23 protein-coding genes are annotated in these 21,253 nt (G+C 37.5%); 2 read left to right on the forward strand and 21 right to left on the reverse strand.

The window, feature by feature from the left end; translation table 11 throughout:
* Nucleotides 1-51: 51 nt before the first annotated feature.
* The 21 genes from IGL07_RS10450 to groES form a co-directional block, all read right to left on the reverse strand.
* Nucleotides 52-960 carry a F0F1 ATP synthase subunit gamma gene (locus tag IGL07_RS10450; RefSeq protein WP_002359606.1) on the reverse strand — a complete coding sequence of 303 codons (909 nt, stop codon included), beginning with the start codon at nucleotides 958-960 and terminating at the stop codon, nucleotides 52-54.
* A gap of 15 nt (nucleotides 961-975) precedes the next feature.
* Complete coding sequence (gene atpA / locus IGL07_RS10455) at nucleotides 976-2,532, reverse strand: F0F1 ATP synthase subunit alpha (protein WP_002356555.1); 1,557 nt, start codon at nucleotides 2,530-2,532, stop codon at nucleotides 976-978.
* Nucleotides 2,533-2,560: 28 nt separating this feature from the next.
* Complete coding sequence (atpH, locus tag IGL07_RS10460) at nucleotides 2,561-3,103, reverse strand: ATP synthase F1 subunit delta (protein ID WP_002356554.1); 543 nt, start codon at nucleotides 3,101-3,103, stop codon at nucleotides 2,561-2,563.
* The gene (atpF, locus tag IGL07_RS10465) at nucleotides 3,090-3,620 is read right to left on the reverse strand and encodes a F0F1 ATP synthase subunit B (protein ID WP_010817554.1); all 531 of its coding nucleotides are present in this window, start codon (nucleotides 3,618-3,620) and stop codon (nucleotides 3,090-3,092) included. The genes atpH and atpF overlap by 14 nt, the downstream gene beginning before the upstream one ends.
* 137 nt (nucleotides 3,621-3,757) lie before the next feature.
* The gene (atpE, locus tag IGL07_RS10470) at nucleotides 3,758-3,979 is read right to left on the reverse strand and encodes an ATP synthase F0 subunit C (protein ID WP_002356552.1); all 222 of its coding nucleotides are present in this window, start codon (nucleotides 3,977-3,979) and stop codon (nucleotides 3,758-3,760) included.
* A 48-nt stretch (nucleotides 3,980-4,027) separates the two neighbouring features.
* Nucleotides 4,028-4,747, reverse strand: coding sequence for a F0F1 ATP synthase subunit A (gene atpB / locus IGL07_RS10475; RefSeq protein WP_002356551.1), 720 nt, complete (start codon nucleotides 4,745-4,747; stop codon nucleotides 4,028-4,030).
* 302 nt (nucleotides 4,748-5,049) lie between these two features.
* Nucleotides 5,050-5,514, reverse strand: a complete 465-nt coding sequence (gene smpB / locus IGL07_RS10480; protein WP_002356550.1) for an SsrA-binding protein SmpB — start codon at nucleotides 5,512-5,514, stop codon at nucleotides 5,050-5,052.
* A gap of 12 nt (nucleotides 5,515-5,526) precedes the next feature.
* Nucleotides 5,527-7,896 (reverse strand): ribonuclease R, encoded by a 2,370-nt coding sequence (gene rnr, locus IGL07_RS10485; protein WP_010826203.1) that lies wholly within the window; start codon nucleotides 7,894-7,896, stop codon nucleotides 5,527-5,529.
* Nucleotides 7,896-8,669, reverse strand: coding sequence for an alpha/beta hydrolase (locus IGL07_RS10490; RefSeq protein ID WP_016629924.1), 774 nt, complete (start codon nucleotides 8,667-8,669; stop codon nucleotides 7,896-7,898). Before IGL07_RS10490 ends, rnr begins: the two co-directional genes overlap by 1 nt.
* Before the next feature lie 145 nt (nucleotides 8,670-8,814).
* The gene (gene secG / locus IGL07_RS10495; RefSeq protein ID WP_010817555.1) at nucleotides 8,815-9,051 is read right to left on the reverse strand and encodes a preprotein translocase subunit SecG; all 237 of its coding nucleotides are present in this window, start codon (nucleotides 9,049-9,051) and stop codon (nucleotides 8,815-8,817) included.
* A gap of 167 nt (nucleotides 9,052-9,218) precedes the next feature.
* Nucleotides 9,219-9,494, reverse strand: a complete 276-nt coding sequence (locus IGL07_RS10500) for a GNAT family N-acetyltransferase (RefSeq protein WP_002356545.1) — start codon at nucleotides 9,492-9,494, stop codon at nucleotides 9,219-9,221.
* Nucleotides 9,484-9,768 carry a (4Fe-4S)-binding protein gene (locus IGL07_RS10505; protein WP_002356543.1) on the reverse strand — a complete coding sequence of 95 codons (285 nt, stop codon included), beginning with the start codon at nucleotides 9,766-9,768 and terminating at the stop codon, nucleotides 9,484-9,486. The genes IGL07_RS10500 and IGL07_RS10505 overlap by 11 nt, the downstream gene beginning before the upstream one ends.
* A 91-nt stretch (nucleotides 9,769-9,859) precedes the next feature.
* Complete coding sequence (locus IGL07_RS10510) at nucleotides 9,860-11,689, reverse strand: heavy metal translocating P-type ATPase (protein WP_025189575.1); 1,830 nt, start codon at nucleotides 11,687-11,689, stop codon at nucleotides 9,860-9,862.
* A gap of 167 nt (nucleotides 11,690-11,856) precedes the next feature.
* Nucleotides 11,857-12,684, reverse strand: coding sequence for an ammonia-dependent NAD(+) synthetase (gene nadE / locus IGL07_RS10515; RefSeq protein WP_010817557.1), 828 nt, complete (start codon nucleotides 12,682-12,684; stop codon nucleotides 11,857-11,859).
* A 2-nt stretch (nucleotides 12,685-12,686) separates the two neighbouring features.
* Nucleotides 12,687-14,171, reverse strand: coding sequence for a nicotinate phosphoribosyltransferase (locus IGL07_RS10520; RefSeq protein ID WP_002356538.1), 1,485 nt, complete (start codon nucleotides 14,169-14,171; stop codon nucleotides 12,687-12,689).
* A 77-nt stretch (nucleotides 14,172-14,248) separates the two neighbouring features.
* On the reverse strand, nucleotides 14,249-14,659 hold the full coding sequence (locus IGL07_RS10525; RefSeq protein ID WP_002356537.1) for a GtrA family protein: 411 nt from the start codon (nucleotides 14,657-14,659) through the stop codon (nucleotides 14,249-14,251).
* Nucleotides 14,660-14,877: 218 nt separating this feature from the next.
* Nucleotides 14,878-16,419, reverse strand: a complete 1,542-nt coding sequence (locus tag IGL07_RS10530; RefSeq protein ID WP_010817558.1) for a glucosaminidase domain-containing protein — start codon at nucleotides 16,417-16,419, stop codon at nucleotides 14,878-14,880.
* Nucleotides 16,420-16,435: 16 nt separating this feature from the next.
* On the reverse strand, nucleotides 16,436-17,146 hold the full coding sequence (locus tag IGL07_RS10535; protein ID WP_010817559.1) for a hypothetical protein: 711 nt from the start codon (nucleotides 17,144-17,146) through the stop codon (nucleotides 16,436-16,438).
* Between the two features lie 23 nt (nucleotides 17,147-17,169).
* Complete coding sequence (locus IGL07_RS10540) at nucleotides 17,170-17,889, reverse strand: response regulator transcription factor (RefSeq protein WP_002376571.1); 720 nt, start codon at nucleotides 17,887-17,889, stop codon at nucleotides 17,170-17,172.
* A gap of 302 nt (nucleotides 17,890-18,191) precedes the next feature.
* The gene (gene groL / locus IGL07_RS10545) at nucleotides 18,192-19,817 is read right to left on the reverse strand and encodes a chaperonin GroEL (RefSeq protein WP_002362559.1); all 1,626 of its coding nucleotides are present in this window, start codon (nucleotides 19,815-19,817) and stop codon (nucleotides 18,192-18,194) included.
* A 57-nt stretch (nucleotides 19,818-19,874) separates the two neighbouring features.
* Entirely contained in the window at nucleotides 19,875-20,159 is a 285-nt protein-coding gene (groES, locus tag IGL07_RS10550) for a co-chaperone GroES (RefSeq protein ID WP_002356531.1), read from the reverse strand.
* A 232-nt stretch (nucleotides 20,160-20,391) separates the two neighbouring features.
* Between groES and IGL07_RS10555 the strand changes: the two genes are divergently transcribed.
* Nucleotides 20,392-20,568 (forward strand): hypothetical protein, encoded by a 177-nt coding sequence (locus IGL07_RS10555; RefSeq protein ID WP_002356530.1) that lies wholly within the window; start codon nucleotides 20,392-20,394, stop codon nucleotides 20,566-20,568.
* An 18-nt stretch (nucleotides 20,569-20,586) separates the two neighbouring features.
* A complete protein-coding gene (locus IGL07_RS10560; RefSeq protein ID WP_002356529.1) occupies nucleotides 20,587-21,240 on the forward strand; it encodes a CPBP family intramembrane glutamic endopeptidase in 654 nt (217 codons plus the stop codon).
* Nucleotides 21,241-21,253: the final 13 nt, after the last annotated feature.

Here is a 21,253-nt window from a genome sequence, read left to right on the forward strand (position 1 = left end):
TAAAGTCACACGCTTTGAACGTTTTTATAAACGTTCAAACGTAAGACTAGATTATTCTAGTGCAGCTGCACCAGCAACAATTTCTGTAATTTCTTGGGTAATCGCCCCTTGACGAGCACGGTTATAAGAAATTGTTAAATCGCTAATAATATTTTGCGCATTGTCAGTGGCTGTTTTCATGGCGGTCATCCCAGCAGCATGTTCTGCTGTTTTCGCATCAATGATCGCCCCATAAATTAAGCTTTCTGCATATTGTGGTAATAATTGATCCAAGATTGCTTCAGGTGAAGGCTCTAAAAGATATTCTTGTTCGTAAGAGGTCGCCTCTGATGGATCTAAATCAGTAATTGGCAACATTTTTTCCACACGAAACTGACTCGTTAGTGAGTTAACGTGGTGATTATAACAAACATACAATTCATCAAACACTTCGTTTTGATACATAGTCGTTGCCGTTGTCACAATCTTACGGACTTCTTCAAACGTTGGTTGATCCGTTAAGCCTCTTAGCTCATAGGAAACATCGATTCCGCGTGCTTTAAAGAAATCCGCCCCTGTACCACCAATGGCGATTAAGGCATATTCTTTATTAGAATCATGGTCTTCTTGAATCATACTCATGGTTTGTTTTAAGATTGAGCTATTGTAGCCACCAACCAACCCTTTGTCAGAAGTGATAACGATATAGCCTGTTTTTTTGACAGGTCGTTGTGCTAACATCACATGATAGTTCCCTTCACTAAGAGAAGATTGTTCTGTTTCACGTAATTCACTTAACTGAGCAGCTACTAAATGCGTAACGACACTACGAATTTTTGAAGAATATTCTTGAAAGCTTTTAGAGGCGCCTTCTGACTTGGTCAATTTGGCTGCAGAAACCATTTGCATCGCTTTGGTAATTTGGCTTGTCTTTTTTGTTGATGCAATGCGTTGTTTGATTTCGTTTAATGAAGCACCCAATGTTGCTCACCTCTCTTATGCGTTATCGATTTTTTCTAAAGCTTCTTTGGCTGAATCTCCGCTGTTGTTTGCCGCTGCAAACATTTCAGAAAACTCTGTAATCGCTGCATCTAATGCATCAGTATCTGGTAAGTCTTTCGTTGTACGAATGGTTTCCAATAAGTCTGCATGTTTGCCATCAAAATAATCGAATAAATCTTGTTCAAAGTGTAAAATTTTATCTACGCTCACGCTATCTAAAAAGCCGTGTGTTAACGCATATAAAATCAAAACTTGTTTTTCTACAGGCAGTGGCGCATGTAGTTTTTGTTTTAAAATTTCTACCGTACGACGACCACGGTTTAATTTAGCTTGTGTTGCCGCATCTAAATCAGAGCCAAATTGTGTAAAGGCTTCTAACTCACGGTAACTAGCTAAGTCTAAACGAAGCGTTCCGGCAACTTTTTTCATTGCTTTGATTTGCGCTGATCCTCCGACACGAGAAACAGACAACCCAGCATCAACGGCTGGACGAGTGCCTGCATAGAACAAGTCGCTTTCTAAGAAAATTTGTCCATCAGTGATTGAAATAACGTTTGTTGGAATATAAGCAGAAATATCGCCTGCTTGTGTTTCAACGAATGGTAAGGCTGTCATTGAACCGCCACCTAATTCATCACTTAATTTAGCTGCACGTTCTAATAAACGTGAGTGTAAATAGAAGACATCCCCTGGATAAGCTTCACGACCTGGTGGACGGCGTAATAGTAGAGAAAGTTCACGATAAGCCACGGCTTGTTTTGATAAGTCATCAAAAATAATTAAGACATGTTTGCCGTTATACATGAATTCTTCACCCATTGCAGTTCCTGCATATGGTGCAATGTAAAGTAATGGTGCTGGTTGTGAAGCCCCTGCAGTCACAACGATTGTATAATCTAAGGCACCAAATTTACGAAGTGTTTCTACTTGGTTACGAACAGTAGATTCTTTTTGACCAATCGCTACATAAATACAAATTACATCTTGTCCTTTTTGGTTAATAATTGTATCAATTGCAATCGATGTTTTCCCTGTTTTACGGTCTCCAATAACCAATTCCCGTTGTCCACGACCAATTGGTACTAGGGCATCAATGGCTTTTAAGCCAGTTTGCATTGGTTCAGCAACAGATTGACGTTGCATAACACCGGGAGCTGTTGCTTCCACAGGACGTGTTTTGTCTGTTTTAATTTCGCCTAAACCATCTAATGGTTGACCTAATGGATTAACAACACGGCCAATCAAAGCTTCCCCAACGGGTACTTCCATGATTTTGCCTGTGCGTTGTACTTTATCTCCTTCACGAATGGTTTCAAAATCGCCAAGGATAATAATCCCTACATCATTTGTTTCTAAGTTTTGTGCCATTCCGTATGAACCGTTTGAAAACTCAACAAGTTCTCCACTCATGGCATTTTCTAAACCGTGGGCGCGGGCAATTCCGTCACCGACGTAAGTGACTGTTCCAACTTCTTCAACAGCAAGCTGTTGTTGATAGTTTTCGATTTGTTCTTTAATCAAGGCACTGATTTCTTCTGCTTTGATAGCCATTCAATTCACCTCTTTGTAGTCCTAAAGATTATTTTAATAACTTCTGCTGCATATGTTCTAATTGTTTGCGGATGCTGCCATCGATTACTTGATGGTTTGCTTCAATAACCACTCCGCCGACAATTGACGGGTCAATTAAATTGACTAAATGCGCTTGTTCATACCCTAATAATTGGGCAGCTTTTTCTTCCATTGCTTGATGTTGTTCTTTTGATAAAGGAATGGCTGTTGTCACTGAACCCAAAATTAGTCCTTGGTGCTCATCATAACGTCGTTCATATTCATCAATCATCAAGAGCAGATCGTACATGCGACGATATTCGTAAACCACTCGCAAAAAGTTTTGCATCATTTCACTAAAACCTGTTACTAGTTTTTCCATGATGCTGTCTTTTTCATAAGGTTCTAAGCGATCATCACTTAAAATATCGCCGATACCAGGTACTTGGTGATAGACTTCGCGAAGCGTCAATAATTCTTGATAAATTGCTTCAGCTTGGTTCTTTTCAACTGCCAACTCAAACAAAGCCTTGCCGTAGCGTTTACCAACTGTATATTTATCTAGTTTCATTTGCTTTACCTAAACTTTCAATATAAGAATCAATCAATGCTTCATGTGCATCTGGTGTTAATTCTCTATTTAAAATTTTGGCTGCAATTTGAAGAGAAAGATCTGCCACTTCATTTTTTACTGAAGACAATGCTTCTTCACGTTCTTGAGAAATATCTGTCCGAGCTTTTTCGCGTAGGCGAGTAACTTCCGCAGTTGTTTCTTTTAATGTTTTTTGGCGAGTCTGTTCTCCACTTTCTTTCGCGTTTTTAATAATTTCAGCTGCTTCTGATCTGGAAGAAAGTAATTGTTGTTGACGTTCTTTTTCCATTTTCGCTGCTGCTACGCGAGATTGTTCTGCAGAGTCTAAATCGTTGGCAATTTTTTCTTCACGTTGTGTCAAAATATCTACGATTGCTCCCCATGCATATTTCTTTAATAAGAGCATCAAGATTAAAAATGCACCACTGACAACAATCATCGTGCCTAGTGTGGTACTAGGAGCCGTTTCACCGACTACCAATGTAGTAAGTAGCATGAAGTCTCAACTTCCTTTCCTGCAAAAATCGATTTAGCTTCTTCAACTGCTTTATCACCAGCTATTGAAAAGGCTAAAGATAGAAGAAAGCAGTGACGGTCCCGATAATAATCAGCGTCCTGCCTCCATTTTATTGCTTATCTGAATAAAAGTAATAAAGAAACAACGACACCTAAAATTGGCACAGCTTCGATTAAAGCGACCCCGATAAACATTGTTGTTCTTAATTGACCAGACATTTCTGGTTGACGAGTCATTGACTCGATTGTTTTTGAAATAACTTGTCCGTTACCAATAGCGGCTCCGATAGCTGAACCGAAAATTGCAATTGCTGCTGCGATAAAATTTAATCCTTCCATTGTGTAAAATCCTCCTAAAAGATAATTTTTGTCCTTCGTATTTCTTGATTATTCTTCTGTTTCAATTTTGTGTGACATATAAACCATTGAAAGTGTCACAAAGATAAACGCTTGGATACATCCAATAAAGATTGAGAATGCTACCCAAATCATTTCTAGCGGAATTGCTAGTGGGATAACCCATAATCCAACGCTTGCTACGGTTCCAGCAATTAAGCCCAATAGAACTTCGCCGGCAAAAATGTTTCCGTACAAACGCAAGCCTAATGTTAATAGATTCGTGAATTCTTCCATTAATTTTACCGGTAGTAAGAAACCAACGGGTCTTAAATAACTATTAACTAGATAGCCTTTAAAACCAAAGCGTTTCATACCAAAGAAGTGTGTTAAGACAATCATCATCATCGCTAACGTTAAGGTTACGATTGGATCGGCGGTTGGACTTTTCCAAACGCTGAGATCGTCGCCCACAACGATTTTTGTAACGAGACCCAAGATGTTTGAAACAAGCACAAACATGAAGAGGGTAAACGCCATTAAATGAAAATTGCTCACTTCTTTACGAGGTAAATTGTCTGTAATGATTCCACGAATAAAATCCACTAACCATTCGATGACCGTTTGTTTGCCTTTAGGTCGTAGCTTCATATTTCTCGTACAAGCATAGACAAAGGCGAAAACAATGATACACGTCAACAGCACCATCAAAACAATGGTTCCATCAAACCAAATTGGTCCGATATTGAAGAGTAATTTCTTCTCTTCCAAATCAATTCACCTCTTTTCCAACAATCTTTCAGAAGTTTCATCCTACTCCTGAGTGATAATCCCTGGCAAAGCTATCGTACCACCACTTGTTGATAATTTACAAATAGTTTACTTTTAAAATTTCATGTGTTGAAAATTGGTTGGAAAACCTTTTCCATAAACCAATCTAATGCAGGGTGGTACTGCTTTCCGAAGCGATTAAAAAATGAATCATTTACATTCATTTACTCAACACTTACCAGATTTTACACCTAATCCGAAGAAAGGCAAGCAAATATGCGAAAAAGAATAAATTTACATTTTTAACGTCGGTTATTTTTTAATGTTCGGCTGATTTGTCGGTCAACTTCCTTACGTTTCAAGTCTTCACGCTTGTCGTACTGCTTTTTCCCTTTAGCTAAACCAATCAAAACTTTGGCATAGCCGTCTTTAATATAGACCTTCAAAGGTACTAATGTGATACCTGTATTTTTGGTTTCGCCGATTAACTTATTAATTTGTTTTTTGTGTAATAATAATTTTCTGGTACGTAATGGGTCATGATTAAAAATATTGCCTTGTTCATATGGACTAATATGAACATTATACAAAAAGGCTTCTCCGTTTCGAATTCGTGCAAAACCATCTTTTAAATTGATACGACCATTTCGAATAGATTTGATTTCTGTTCCTTGTAAAACAAGACCTGCTTCAACCGTATCGATAATTGAATAATCATGTCTAGCTTTGCGGTTTTGTGCAATTAATTTTCCTTCCCCTTTTGGCATAAGCGACCTCCTCTACTTCTTCTTTTTCCCTTTTTTATTTTTTTGTTTCATTGCTTCTTTATAAAAAGGTTGTTTTTTGCCTTTGCCTTTTTTCTTATTTTTCTTTTTCTTACCATCAAATGATTCATCTTTTTTATTTCTTCGTTGATTATTTGAACGAGTTGAAGAATTGGCTTTACCTTTTTTACGTCCTTTTGGTCCTTCGACTGGCGCGACTTCCTCAGCTGAAATCAATTCAAAATCAACTTCTCTTGTTTCTGGATCAGCTTTTTCAACACGGATTTGAACTTTCTGACCAATTTTCAAAGTCATTCCCGTCCGTTCACCAACTAACGCCATATGATTTTCAATAAAGTGGAAATAATCTTGTTTTAAGTTGTTCACGTGAATTAAGCCTTCTATTGTATTAGGCAGTTCCACAAAGATACCAAATTTCGTGACAGAGCTGATGATCCCGTCATACGTTTCTCCCACTTTATCTACCATAAATTCGGCTTTCTTCATGGCGTCCACTTCACGCTCTGCATCAACTGCGCGACGTTCCATACTTGAACTATGATTGGCAATTTCTGGTAATGCTTCGTTCCATTTTTCTTGATTTTTTTCAGATTGATCTTGGCTATAGCTGCGAATCAAACGATGCACAATTAAATCTGGATAACGACGTATTGGTGAAGTAAAATGCGTATAATATTCAGCGGCCAACCCATAGTGTCCGTAGTTGTCTTCTGAGTATTTCGCTTGTTGCATACTTCTTAGCAACATCGTATTGATAACCACTTCTTCCGGCTTATTTTCAACTTGCTCTAAAACTTTTTGTAAATCTTTCGGTGAAATGTTTTCTTTTGTTCCTTTAACAAGAATGCCAAGTACTGCAGCAAAATCAAAGAAACGTTGCATTTTTTCTTCTTTTGGTTGTTCATGAATCCGATAAATGAATGGCAGTTTTAAGTCATGATAATGACGCGCCACAGTTTCATTCGCTGCCAACATAAAGGATTCAATTAATCGTTCACCCACGCCACGCGTGCGTAAAAGAATATCTTGGGGATGACCATTTTCATCAACTAGGACTTTGGCTTCACGATCTTCAAAAGAAATCGCACCACGGCGCATACGCATCTCTTCTAATATATGGTGCAGTTCGTCCATCTCTTTAAACATGGGAACTAGCTCTTTGTAGCGTTCTAACGTTTCAGGTTTTTGCTCTTCTAAAATTTCATTGACCGCTGTATAGGTCATTCGCTCCGTTGTTTGGATTACACTTTGGAAAATTTCATGCGAAATAACTTCTCCTTCTGGTGTAATTTCCATCTCACAACTCATGGTTAAACGTGGAACATGTGGGTTTAGCGAACAAATCCCATTTGATAATCGCTGCGGAATCATTGGCACAACTCGGTCTGTCAAATAGACACTTGTACCACGTTCATACGCTTCCATATCCAATTGGCTTCCTTCAGTTACATAATAAGAAACATCTGCAATATGCACCCCTAAAAAGAAATTGCCATTCGCTAACTTTTGTACCGTTACTGCATCATCTAAATCTTTCGCATCTTCTCCATCAATCGTCACAATCAACTGATCACGTAAATCCCGACGACCGACTAAATCGCTTTCTGCAATAGTTTCTGGTACTTGGTCCGCTTCAGCCAAAACTTCATCAGGAAATGCTGTGGGAATTCCATGAGCCACCACGATTGATAAAATATCCATTCCTGGATCATTTTTATGACCAATCACTTGTTTGACTAGTCCTTCCATACTCGTTGGATATTCTTGATCTGGATAATAGGTAATTTCAGCAATGACAATGCTACCATCTACTGGCTTAATCCCTTCAGGTGCAATTGATACAGTATACTGATTCAATTTCTTATCTTTGGGAATCATGTAGCCATACAGTCCCATTTCTGCCATTTCTTCTTCACTATATGCCACAAATTCTCCGACAACTTGGCTCACTGCTCGCTCTTTAATTTCTTTGACTTTACCTTCTGCGCCGCGATCTGAAAAAGGATCCGCATGTTGGATCACGTCAATTAAAACCGTATCTCCATCCATTGCAAAGTTCGTTGCCTCTTTCGGAATGTAAACATCTGGTTCTTCAGGATCGATGGTTACAAAACCAAAGCCTCGTTCATTTGCACGAAACGTTCCTTCTATTAATAAGTCTTTCATTGGTAACAGGACTTTGCCTTTTTTGTTGAAACTAACTGACTTTTCTCGTTCCATTTGTGCAATGGTTTGCACTAAAATTTTAAAATCTGAACTTTTTTCTAAATTCAAGCCTTGTGCAATTTCTTCCATTGAAAAGCTTTTCTTTTTTTGGCTTTCCATAAAATGTAAAATTTGCTCTTTAATTGTTTGTTTTGTCATTATTTCTCCTCATTCCAAGGTAGTGTTGCTAAAAATTGCACCACATCTTGCTCTAATTGTTTGTGTTCTCCACTCACCGTAATGACATGTCCGCTGTTTGGGTACCATTGTAAGGTCACACGTGCTTGTGTTAGCGCTTGGGCCGTTTGATAGACGCCCATTGGCTCAATCATTTCATCTTTGCCAGCTTGCGCTAAGAAAAGAGGGGTGTGGATTTTGTTTAGTTTGTCAGCCGTCTGACTAGCAATCGTTTCAATCGCTCCTAATTGTTGTTTGACTCGTTGCTCAATCGATTGCAACCGGCTTTGTTGTTCCTCTGCAGGAACTTCTGCAATTTTCATCACATTTTCTGCGTATAATACAAAATTTTCTGGGACTTTATTTGCGACAGGGTAGATAGGTGAACAGAAAAATCCACCACCAATTAATCCTGTTAATTGTTCCGTTAATGCATGCATACTGAAAATCCCGCCCATTGATAAACCAAAAATGGCAATTTCTTGATAGCCTCTTTCTCTCAAAAAAGCGACTGCTTCTTGTGTATCTTGCCACCATTGTTCCGTTGTTTGATCTAAAATATCTTCAGGAACTAGCGTGCCATGTCCTGAAAAATTAGGCGAATAGACAGTATAATTTTCTTTTTCTAAACGTCTGCTTAACATCCGTACATCATTACTGCTGCCAGAATAAGCGTGTAATAAAAGGACCGCCCGTTTTCCTTTTTCTGAAAATAACGGCTTCGGTAAATTGATTTTTTTTGCCACTTCGCTCACCTCAGCTTCATTCTATCATATTCTCAAAAGAAAACCTTCCGAAATGATAAGTTTCAAAGACTTTTTCAGAAAGAAAAAGAACAGAAAAATAAGTGTCCGCACTCATCTCTCTGTTCTAAACTTGTCATTTTAAAAGATTACGTACTTATTTTGAAGATAAGAACGCCAAAACAAATAATAAAATCATCCAAATTGCGCCAAGAATTGCTGTTGAGCGTTGCATAACAGCTTCAAAACCGCGCGCTTTTTGCTTCCCAAATAATTTATCTGCACCGCCAGTGAAGGCACTTGCTGCACTGTTTTGTTTGCTTGGTTGCATCATAACAGTAATGACGATTAAAACAGATAAAATGATGACCAACGTTAAGATTAGATTATACATGCGTTAATTCTCCTTTTTATACAAATATGCGAAATTCATCTACTTTAATGTAGCATATTTTATCTGTAAACACCAGTGAAATTTAATGTCTTTCCTTATTTGTCTCTAATAGCAACAGCCGCAAGTAGGAATCAGATTTCTACTTGCGGCTGTTGCTAGCTTATTTTTTATTTTCTCAATACGTCTCCGTATTCAGGTTTAGTATCAAATTCTTTTTTAGCAAATGGACATAGCGGAATAATTTTTTTATGCTCTTTTCTCGCTTTTTCAACACCGGCTAAAACAAGTTTTTCAGCTAATTTTTGTCCACGATAAGTTGGATCAACAAACGTATGGTCAATAATCATCATGCTTTCGCCAGCATCTGACCATGTCATTTCACCAATTTCTTGGTTTTCATCGTTATATAGAGCAAAACGATTGTTTTCTTCTTTAATTTGCATATTCGTTCCCTGCTTTCCGAATATATTTTAGAGCACCACTTGGACATGAATCTACCACAATCATGTCATTTTCAACACTTCCGTTATCTGGAATAATCCATGGTTTCCGACCAACTTCAAAGACTTCTGGATTTCCGCGAACACAATTACCAATATGTTCACAAATATCTTTATTATAAAAGATATCAATTCCTTCCCCAGTATATTTACGGTAGCCTTCTTTTAATAGTTGTTCTTCCGTGACTGGTTGCCCATCTATTTGGTTTCCTTTCATTGCACGATCTCTCCCCTGTAACTTATTAATATTAAAAACGTACCTTTATTTTACCACTAAGCTGGACATTCAGGCAATTAATTGTTCCACCTTACTTGCCAATTCGACGAGCACGCAAAGCAGATAAGATTGACACAGTGTCCACGACTTCTTGTAGCATAGCCCCGATTAGCGCCGGAATGATCCCGGTACTAGCAATTAGCATTAGTAAAACGCAGATAAAAATTCCGATTAATACAGATTGTTTGGCAATTTTCATGGTATCTTGGGCAATTTCGACCGCTTGGCTGACTTTACTTAAGTCATCTTTTAAAATAACAACGTCAGCAGTTTCACTAGCCGCAGTAGCTCCATGAGCGCCCATAGCAATACCTACGTCTGCAGCAGCAAGCGAAGGTGCATCATTTACACCATCCCCTACCATGATGACTGGATGGTTTTCTTTGGGCAATTCTTTTAGAATAGTTAACTTATCTTGTGGTAAACATTCCCCATGTACTTCGGTAATTCCTACTTCTGCAGCAATCGTTTCTGCGACGGATTCTTGATCCCCCGTCAGCATTAAAATTCGTTGAAGATGTAATTGGTGTAATTTTTCCATAGTCTCTTTTGCTTCTGGTCGTACTGTGTCTGTAAAAGTAATTCGCCCTAAATATGTGCCATTACGTGAAATATGAATGGTCGTTTTATCAATTTTTTCAGTTGTTTGAGACTCTTGTGTCACAAAATTCTTTTTACCTACCCGTATCTCAGCACCATCCACAAATGCCTTCACGCCAGCACCAGAAACTTCCGCTAGATCTGTAATATTTTTTAATGGGACATCTTGCTTTCTGGCATAAGCAACAATTGATCTAGCTAAAATGTGACTTGATTCTTGTTCCACGCTTGCTGCCAATCCCACTAATTCAGCAGCAGTTATTTCAGCATTGATTGGTTGGACTTGCTCAACAGAAAGTTGTCCTTGCGTAATCGTGCCTGTTTTATCAAACGCAATCGTTTTTGCAGAAGCTAATTTTTCGACCATCGTTCCCGATTTAATAACGACCCCATGACGACTTGAACGACCCATCCCTGCCACTAAAGCAATTGGGGCAGATAGAATTAAAGGACACGGCGAAGCAACAACTAAGACTTCCGCAAAACGCGTCGGACTTTTTGAAACAAACCAAGCAACACCTGCAATTAAGTAGGCAACTAGTGTAAAAGGTACCGCATAGCGGTCTGCTAAACGTACAAAATGAGCTGGACGTGCCGCAGATTCTTTCACTAAGTTCACAATCGTTTGATATTGACTGTCGGCTACAGTTTTTTCAGCAACCATTTTCAAAGAGCCATCACCATTCACGGAACCCGACATTAATTCATCACCAGGATTTTTTTCAATTGGTTTTGATTCTCCTGTTAATGAAGATTCATCGACTGTTGATGTCCCGGTTTTTACCAAGCCATCAACTGGAACTAGTTCCCCTGGTTTTACTACTAATTCATCGCCAACATTGATTTCCTCAACAGAAACATCTTCTAAATTTTCGCCATTCAAGCGATGAGCTTTTTGTGGCGAGTTATCCAATAATGACTTCAGCTCTTGGTTAGCTTTTCCAGCGGCATAGTCTTCTAATGAATCACCACCAGTCAACATAATTAAAATCATCAAACTGGCCCAGTATTCTCCCACAGCTAAGGTCGCGACGATAGCGGTAATCGCTAAAATATCGACACCATATTTTCCTTCACGTAAGGTTTGAATCATTTCCCAGAACATCATTAACGCCATTACAGAACCTGTTATTAAAATAATGCCATACGCCCAATTCGGCTGATGTAAAATAAATTCAAATAATAATGCCAAAACTCCTGTTATAATTGTAATCCCCAATTTTGTTACATGCTTCATCTCTTTTTCTCTCCCATCATTCACTTTACATTATTGAGCGTACCTTTTCTGTTTTGAAAAAGAAAGTGAAAACGCCTAAATGAAAACGACTTTCATTATCATGGGATAGTTGCTGTAGCAACGTTTACTTTCTGAAAAGTAGTTATGTAAAAAAACACAGACCATCGTTCATTCGCCGATGGTCTGTGTTTTTATTTCCAAAAATCATCAAAAATTGTAATGGGTAAATGCCGTTTGTGTTGTCCTTTTTCATACCAGTTTTCAATTGTTTGTTGATCTGTTTCCGAGACTTTTTTGCCTTCCAAATAATCATCAATGGCATCATACGTGACACCTAAGGCAACTTCATCTGCAACTAACGGTTTGTCATCTTCTAGATCAGCTGTTGGTATTTTTAGATACAAGGCTTCTGGTGCCCCAAGTTCTTTCAGCAAAGCTTTTCCTTGGCGCTTATTTAAACGAAATAACGGTAAAATATCCGCTCCGCCATCGCCATATTTGGTGAAGAAAGCTGTCACATTTTCGGCTGCGTGGTCTGTGCCAATTACTGCGCCAGCATTTTCGCCAGCTACTGCATATTGTGTAATCATACGTTGACGTGCTTTCATGTTCCCTTTATTAAAATCGCTAATTTGAACGCCAGCGTTTTCTAGCGAACCAACCATTGCATCCACTGCTGGTTTAATATCCACTCGTAAAGAAACATCTGGCTGGATAAAGGCTAGCGCGGCTTGTGCATCAGCTTCATCTGCTTGCTCACCGTAAGGAAGGCGAATCGCAATAAATTGATACGACATATCTCCTGTTTCTTCGCGCATTTCAGTCATCGCTAATTGTGCTAAGCGCCCAGCTAATGTTGAATCTTGTCCGCCACTAATTCCCAAGACAAAGGTTTTTAAAAAAGGATGTTTAGTTAAATAAGCTTTCAGAAAATCAATACTTTTACGAACTTCTTCTTTTGGATCAATTGTCGGTAAAACACCTAACTCTTGAATGATTTTTTCTTGAAGTGTTGTCATTTCTAGGCCTCCTTATTCACCGTTTCTGTTAAATGTTTAACGTCTTTACGCACTTTTTCCAATAAATTCATTTTGTGGTTCCAACAATCTGTTGAAAGGTCCACTGGATATTTCTGCGGATTCAAGTCCCGCTTGTATTCTTCCCAAAGTGAATCTAAATTTTCTTTTGCATATTGTTTAATTTCATCTAAAGTTGGTAATTCGTACACACGTTTTCCTTCAACGAAAATATCTTGGAGTACTGGCCGTGCTTCAAAATCACGGACATACTTATTAATAAAGGTATGAACGGGATGGAACATATAAATTTCTTCTTCTTGGCGAGGATCTTCGTTCCAAAGTGTCACATAGTCCCCTTCTGACTTTTTATCAGATTTACGTGTAATACGCCAAACTTGTTTTTTTCCTGGTGTTGTCACTTTTTCAGCATTGCTAGATAGTTTAATGGTATCTTTCATTTGACCATCTTCACCTTCAATTGAAACTAATTTAAACACCGCTCCTAAAGCCGGTTGATCATAGGCCGTAATCAGCTTGGTACCCACGCCCCATACATCAATTTTTGATTTTTGCATTTTTAGATTCAAAATCGTATTTTCATCTAAATCGTTCGATGCATAAATTTTTGCTTCAGTAAAGCCAGCTTCGTCCAGTTGTTCACGAACTCGTTTAGAAATATAAGCCATATCGCCACTATCAATCCGCACGCCTAGGAAATTAATTTTATCCCCCATTTCTCGAGCTACTCGAATTGCGCTTGGCACTCCCGCTTTCAAAGTATCATACGTATCAACAAGGAAAACACAATCCCGATGTGTTTTGGCATACGCCATGAATGCTTCATAATCATTTCCATACGACTGAACCAATGAATGGGCGTGAGTCCCACTAACCGGAATACCAAAAATTTTACCAGCACGAACATTACTTGTCGCGTCCGCCCCACCAATATAGGCGGCTCTTGTGCCCCAAATGGCAGCATCTAATTCTTGTGCTCGGCGTGTTCCAAATTCCAATAAAGGATCATCGCCAATCACGGATTTAATTCGAGCCGCTTTTGTCGCAATTAATGTTTGGAAATTCACCATATTTAGCAAGGCAGTTTCTACCAATTGACATTGTGCCAAAGGACCTTCAATTTGAATTAACGGTTCGTTATTAAAAACCAAATCCCCTTCTAAAGCAGAGCGTACAGTACATTTAAATTCAAAATTTGCTAAATACGTCAAGAAATCTTCTGGATATTCTTCAACTTCTCGGAGATATGCAATATCAGATTCTGTAAACGTTAAATTTTCGAGATAATTGACTAAACGTTCTAAACCTGCAAAAATTGCGTAGCCATGATTAAAGGGCATCTCTCTAAAGTAACATTCAAAAACAGCATGTAAATCTGCTCTCCCTAATTCCCAGTATGTTTGCATCATATTGATTTGATACATATCTGTATGCAATGTCAAACTATCATCTGCATATGTATAGTCCATCGTTTTCTACCTCTATTCTTTGTATTAAAAACTTGTTTATATTATAACAAAAAAATTTTTTTTAGCCTAAAATCTGCTTAGACCTCTTTTTCTTTAAAAATGAAAAATTTACTGAAGAAATAATTTAAAATCACTACTACAACTTGTGTAATCATTTTCGCCCAAAACGATGAAAAATGAATGCCATCAATTAGGAGAATCATTAAACCCATATCAGCCACAAAAGATAAAATTCGGTACCAATAAAATAAGCCCATTTCTTTAAAAAAACCAGCTATGCTTTCATGCTTACTTGCGAATACCCAATATTTATTCGTGAAAAAGGCAAATAGAACAGATAAAAACCAACTAATTGTGTTACTTATCTTGTAATCCAGCCCTAACACATTTTGACAAACAAAAAATACAACTAAGTTGACGACAGTCGTTGCACCACCAAAAAATAAATAAGCCAGTACTTCTCGGTATTTACGAAATAATTCTTTCAATTTTCACGCATCCTTTCAACTAATCATTTTATCAAACTTCGGCAAGAAAACCTATCTATTTTGTGTAAAGACACAATTCTCTTGCTAATTTTACTATTTATTAAGTATTTATGAAAAACATAATAAGAGTAGAGGATAAGTTCATCCATGAATGAACTTACCCTCTACTCTTACTCTAATAATATATTGACTCCATCGACCGATAAGTTAAATCAGCATTAGTCCTTTAGTTTAGGAAGTGCTATCGTTTGTCCTTCGGTTAATACAGAATACGTTAAGTCATTTGCCTGCTTGAGGGCGGTTAAGGAATAGCCCGTTTTTTTAGCAATTTTTGCGAGTGTCTCTCCTCTTTTTACTTCATAATACTCAGTAGACTCTTTTTTTGAGTCATTCGCTTTACCATTTGATTGCTCTGCTGTCTTCAAAGCATTAGTCACCGATTTACTGATTATTAGTGATTGAAGTAACGCTTGTTCTTTCGGTTCTAGAGAAGTCGCCGCTGTTTGCTGAGGAATTGTGATCTTTTGGCCAATATAAAACATTTCTTTAGTCTTTGAATTTTGTTTTAAGATGGCTGTTGCTGACACACCAAACGTCTGGCTAATGGTGGCGAGAGAATCTCCTTTGCTTACTTCATAGACGACTGCTTCTTTTTTTAGCTGTGCCTTGACTGCTTCCTTATCAAACGAAGGTTTCTTTTCTTCTGCCAAATTAGTCACTACTGGTTTCTTCTTTTCTTGATCGTATTCAGTTAATTGATAGGTTTCAATCAACGCATTTAATTTTTTATCGTAATATGTATCCGTTGCATAACGACCTGTTAAAAATTTTGTTGCCTGCTGATAATTCGTCGTGTTTGCTTTCAAAACGCCGTGATAAAACGTTGGATTACCAGCCAGCCCATTGATGATTAATTTACTATAGTCTGTTAATGACTCTTTATAGGATGGATACTGACGAAAATCGGCATGAATGGTGGTCATCTTCCCTTTACCATCATCTTCTTGTGTGGGAAAGCTGACACTTTGACCTTGATAAGCGCCTTTAATGCCAAACAAATTATAATTAGGCGGCGCTGCTAACGCACTATTGCCCGAGCCACTCTCTAAAATAGCTTGAGCTATCATGACAGAAGCGTATAGATCATGTCGCTGACCAATAACTCGTGCTTCTTCACCAATTTTTCTAATAAACTCAGAAGTAGAAGCATTCTCTTGGACAACAAAATTTGCCTCGGCTTGTTGTTGAATTCCTGCTTGCTTTTCCTTTTCTTGACTATTGTCTATCTCTGAATGTGCCAACGGCTCTTTGGTCTTTTCAGTTAATGTAGAATTTTGTGCTTCCTGATTATGAGGCGGCTTCTCAGTGAGTATTTTACGCTTTTCAGACGCTAGTTGCTCATTTTGTAACGATTCGGTTGGTTTAGTACTAGCAATTGGCTTTTCTTGTGGCGGTGAACTATTTTCAGATTCTGAAGGTTCCACATTATTTTCCTGATGGTCACCGCTGTCATTTTGTATCGAACTTTCTTGTTGTTCAGACGAACTTATTATTGTTTCGTTCAGCGTTGAAGAAGTAAGGGTTTCTTGATTGGCTTGGTCCGCTCTTTTTTCTTCCAGCGATAGCTGTCGACTTTCGTCCCTCGTTTCGGTCTCTTCTTGAGCGATTAATGGTTCCGAATTGTAGTAACTGGCGCCCGCATAAATCCCTAAAATTCCAATACATACCAACTTCAAATATCTTGCCTTTCTTTTTTTCATCGCATTTCTCCTTCATTTACCTCTTTATTTCTGCTAATAACTGCTCTATCTGTTGGTACGTTCCTGTTGATTCATTCTTGATGGTCAGCATTTGTTCACAATAAGCTTGGTACTCTCTTGCCACTTGCTTCATGCGTGTTAAAGTTGCTAAACGTTGTTCCATTTCTTCATGAACTGTTGCAACTTGTTGGTTAGCTTGAGCAATTGTTTCTTTTGCTTGACGTTTGGCTTCTAATAAGACTTCACCAATTTCTTTTTGAGAAAGCGTAACGACTGTGTCTAAGTTCTCTTCGCTAGTCTGTCTCGGTTGCATCTTTTCTTCAGACAATTGTTTCTGTAAAGAAGTGATAGTTGCTTCTTTATCCGTTAACGTTTCTTTAAGCTGTTTAAGTTGCACGTCTTTTTCGACTACTTGTTTTCGTAATGCTTCCACTTCATTGGTTTGCATTAATAATTGCTCCGTTAGCTTTTTAATGGATTGCTGATATAGTAGATTTTCTTCTTCTAGTTTTTCAACAAAAGAAAATGACTCTTCTGACAGTTCAGTCGGCACTTGTTGCTGGACCTGCTTTACTTTTGCAGCTTGCTCTTTTGCATAAACGACCTCGTCATCAAAGATTGCTTCTTCTGTTACCGTTGGTTGTGCTTTCATCGATTGTTCATTTTCAAAATCCGGCATCTTCTCATACTCCTCATCTTCATTGTTTTTAGTCAAAAATTGCCACATCTTTTTCCCCTCCTTCGTACCTTTTACACCGTTAACATATAGCCTTTTGAACGAATTGTTTTGATATATTGTGGTTTGTTCACATCTTGTTCAATTTTTTTGCGCAAATGGAAAATCACATTAGCGACACGATATTTTCGTTCATTCGCAGTATCTTTCCAAACATTTTTGTAGAGTTCTTCATATGTAATTGTTTGTCCTGCGTGTTTGTATAAATACTCTATTGTGAAAAATTCCAATTTTGTTAAAAGAATTTCTTCTCCACTTCCCAAGCAAACACTCAAATTCGGCGCAATTAAATACAATCTCTCAGAAAGATTCTTAGTAACTGTTTGTTCCTCGTTTGCACTAGCTAATTTAGGATAAAAACGTCTTTTTATACGTTGCAATAAATTACTCATGCTTAACATGCATTCTTGACGATCATAAGAATGATCAAAAACGCCATCTGCACCTAATTGTAAATAAATAATTCGATTGACTTTACTAATTACTTCTGTCCGAGAAAATAACCAAATTGGCAAGTCTGACTGCTTGCGAATCGTCATTAATAACTCACAACAAGTATTTACTTGCTGGTGATCAGTAACTTCAATCACTAACCCATCAATATGGTGCAAATGAAGAAGTATATTTGTTCCTTGGATGATCTGACATTCTACTTGATTACTAACAAACCAATTTTGACAATATTCTTTTGTTTCAATTGTCAAAGGAACGACACCAATTGTATATTTTTCCATTTTTCCACCTCAATCTTCCTAATATTCCCCTTCAAAATATAATATTTTTTATTTATATTCTATTAATAAATAAAAATTACCAACTACTAGTTTTCAAAAAATGATTGTTATTACTAAATTTTATCGAATAAAAACAAGGCTGTCTAGCTAAAACGAAGCCTTTAAATTATCATCTTTTTTGTTAAATGAGTAAATATTTGAGAAAATACCATAAGCAAAGATATTATTTAGATTATTTATTCTTTATGTAAAAAAAAGCTTACGATTTTTCAATCGTAAGCTTTTAGAATACTTTTTTATTTTTACATCATACCACCCATGCCCATTGATGGATCCATCATAGGAGCTGGTGCAGCTGGTTCTGGTTTGTCTGCAACAACTGCTTCAGTTGTTAATAATAAAGCTGACACAGAAGCTGCATTTTGTAATGCAGAACGAGTTACTTTGGTTGGGTCAACAATACCGGCTTCAACCATGTTTACCCATTCACCGTTAGCTGCATTGAATCCGATACCTAAGTCAACATTTTTTAGTTTGTCAACAATCACTGATCCTTCATAGCCAGCATTTTCAGCGATTTGACGGATTGGTTCTTCTAATGCACGAACGACAATCTTAATCCCTGTTGCCACATCGCCTTCAGCTTCTAGCGCAGCGACTTTACCAATTACATTGACAAGTGCGGTACCACCACCAGAAACCATGCCTTCTTCTACAGCGGCACGTGTTGCGTTTAATGCATCTTCAATTCGTAATTTTAATTCTTTTAATTCTGTTTCAGTTGCAGCACCGACTTTAACGACAGCAACCCCGCCAGCTAATTTAGCTAAACGTTCTTGTAATTTTTCACGATCAAAATCAGACGTTGTTTCGCCGATTTGGTTTTTAATTAAATGAACGCGGGCATCAATGGCTTCTTTTGAACCAGCACCTTCAACAATTGTTGTGTTATCTTTGTCGACAACTACTTTGCTAGCATTTCCTAAGTTTTCAATGGTTGTGTCTTTTAACTCTAATCCTAAGTCGTCAGTGATTACTGTACCACCTGTTAAAATAGCAATATCTTCAAGCATCGCTTTGCGGCGGTCACCAAATCCTGGCGCTTTTACTGCGACAACATTAAATGTACCACGGATTTTGTTCAATACTAATGTTGGTAGAGCTTCCCCGTCAACATCATCCGCAATGATCAATAGTGGACGGCTTTGTTGTAGAATTTGTTCTAATAAAGGTAAGATATCTTGAATATTTGAGATTTTTTTGTCGGTAATTAAGATATATGGATTTTCTAAAACAGCTTCCATTTTATCGTTGTCAGTAACCATGTATTGAGATAAATAACCGCGGTCGAATTGCATTCCTTCAACCACATCTAATTCTGTTTCAATCCCTTTTGATTCTTCAATGGTAATTACGCCGTCGTTACCAACTTTTTCCATTGCATCGGCAATTAATTGGCCGACTTTTTCAGAACCTGATGAAACAGCAGCGACTTGTGCAATCGCTTCTTTTGAATCAACTACAGATGAAATATTGTGTAATTCTTCTACTGCTGTTTTTGTTGCTAATTCAATCCCACGACGAATACCTAATGGGTTAGCTCCAGCAGTTACGTTTTTTAAGCCTTCACGAACAATGGCTTGTGTCAAAACAGTCGCTGTTGTTGTTCCGTCACCAGCAATATCATTTGTTTTAGAAGCAACTTCTGAAACTAATTTTGCGCCCATGTTTTCAAAATGATCTTCTAATTCAATTTCCTTAGCAATTGTTACCCCATCGTTAGTAATCAATGGTGAACCAAATGATTTTTCTAAAACAACGTTACGACCTTTAGGGCCTAATGTCACTTTCACTGTATCTGCTAATACATCTACTCCGCGTAGCATTGCTGCACGTGCATCTTCTGCAAATTTAATCTCTTTTGCCATGATTTCTTCACCTCATAATTTTTTTCTTCTATTATATTATTCTGTAAAAGTTGTTTATTATTCAACAGTGGCAATAATGTCTTTGGCTGATACAATTAAGTATTCTACGCCTTCGTATTTCACTTCTGTTCCTGAATATTTTTCAAACATTACTGTATCACCAATTTTTACTTCCATCGGAACTTTTGTGCCATTTTCAAGCACACGACCTTCACCTACTGCGATAACTTCACCTGTTTGTGGTTTTTCTTTTGCAACGGATGCAAGAACAATTCCTCCAACAGTTTTTTCTTCTTCTTTCGCGACTCTAATTACGACGCGATCGCCTAATGGTTTTAACACAATAAATCCCTCCAAATAAAAAGTTTTCGCTTATTTTAGCACTCGATACATAAGAGTGCTAACTCACACTATTTATAATACTCATTTCACTCTAAAAATGCAAGTCTTTTCTCTCTTTTTCTTGTCAATTATAAGATACGCATTTTTTATTGAGTATTCTTTTTTCATGGAATGTTTTTCCAATCCTTTAATTCATGGTAAAATAAATTGACTACGATTGGAGGCGAATAAAATGAAACAACGTTTACTTACAGCACTAATAGCAACATTCGTTTATTTTGTGATAGCGAATTTAGGAAATCTTGTTTTCAGTGTCACAGAAGGAATTGTTTCGACACTTTGGGAATCTCTTTTCTTTTTCTTATTCGTTTTTCTTTTATTAGGATATCGCAATAATCGTAAAAAATAATTATAGAAAGGATTAACCATGACCTTAAGAAAATCAAGTTTATTTATTTTAGTCACATACATTATCGCTTTTTTCGGGCCGTTACTTTTTTCGGGTATTTCCCCCAATGCAGCGATTAATGTGACAACTGCTCTCTACATTATTGGCGCCCTTGTAATGATTGGCATCTTTTTAAAAACAACAGAACCTTCTCCTTTAGAGGAAACAGCAACCTTGAAATCACCTATTTTTATTTTTTTACTAGGTGTTAGTGGGATTTTCATTGCCATGCTGATTCAAGGGGTTACTTTTGCCATTGAAGTAGCCATCACAGGAGAACAAGCTACTTCTCAAAATACACAAGCTATTGTAGCGGTGATTTTGGCAAATCCTTTATTTATTTTGGCAACTACTATCGGTGGTCCGATTATGGAAGAATTCGTCTTTCGTTATGCATTTATCCATTTAATCCAGCCTTTTACAAATTTCTGGATTGCGGCTACTGTTAGTTCGGCGATTTTTTCACTCGCACATGCCGATGGTCACTTTTTTGTTTATTTCTTTATGGGATTTTTCTTTGCTCTTTTGTACAAGCAAACTGGAAAAATTTGGACCTCAATTATTGCCCATTGCGGCATGAATACGATTGTGATTATTGTTCAACTACTTTTGCATAATGGTGCAATTCAATAAGAAAAGGGCCTTC

It is taken from the genome of Enterococcus sp. DIV1368f (assembly GCF_051712245.1).
GTDB lineage: Bacteria > Bacillota > Bacilli > Lactobacillales > Enterococcaceae > Enterococcus > Enterococcus faecalis.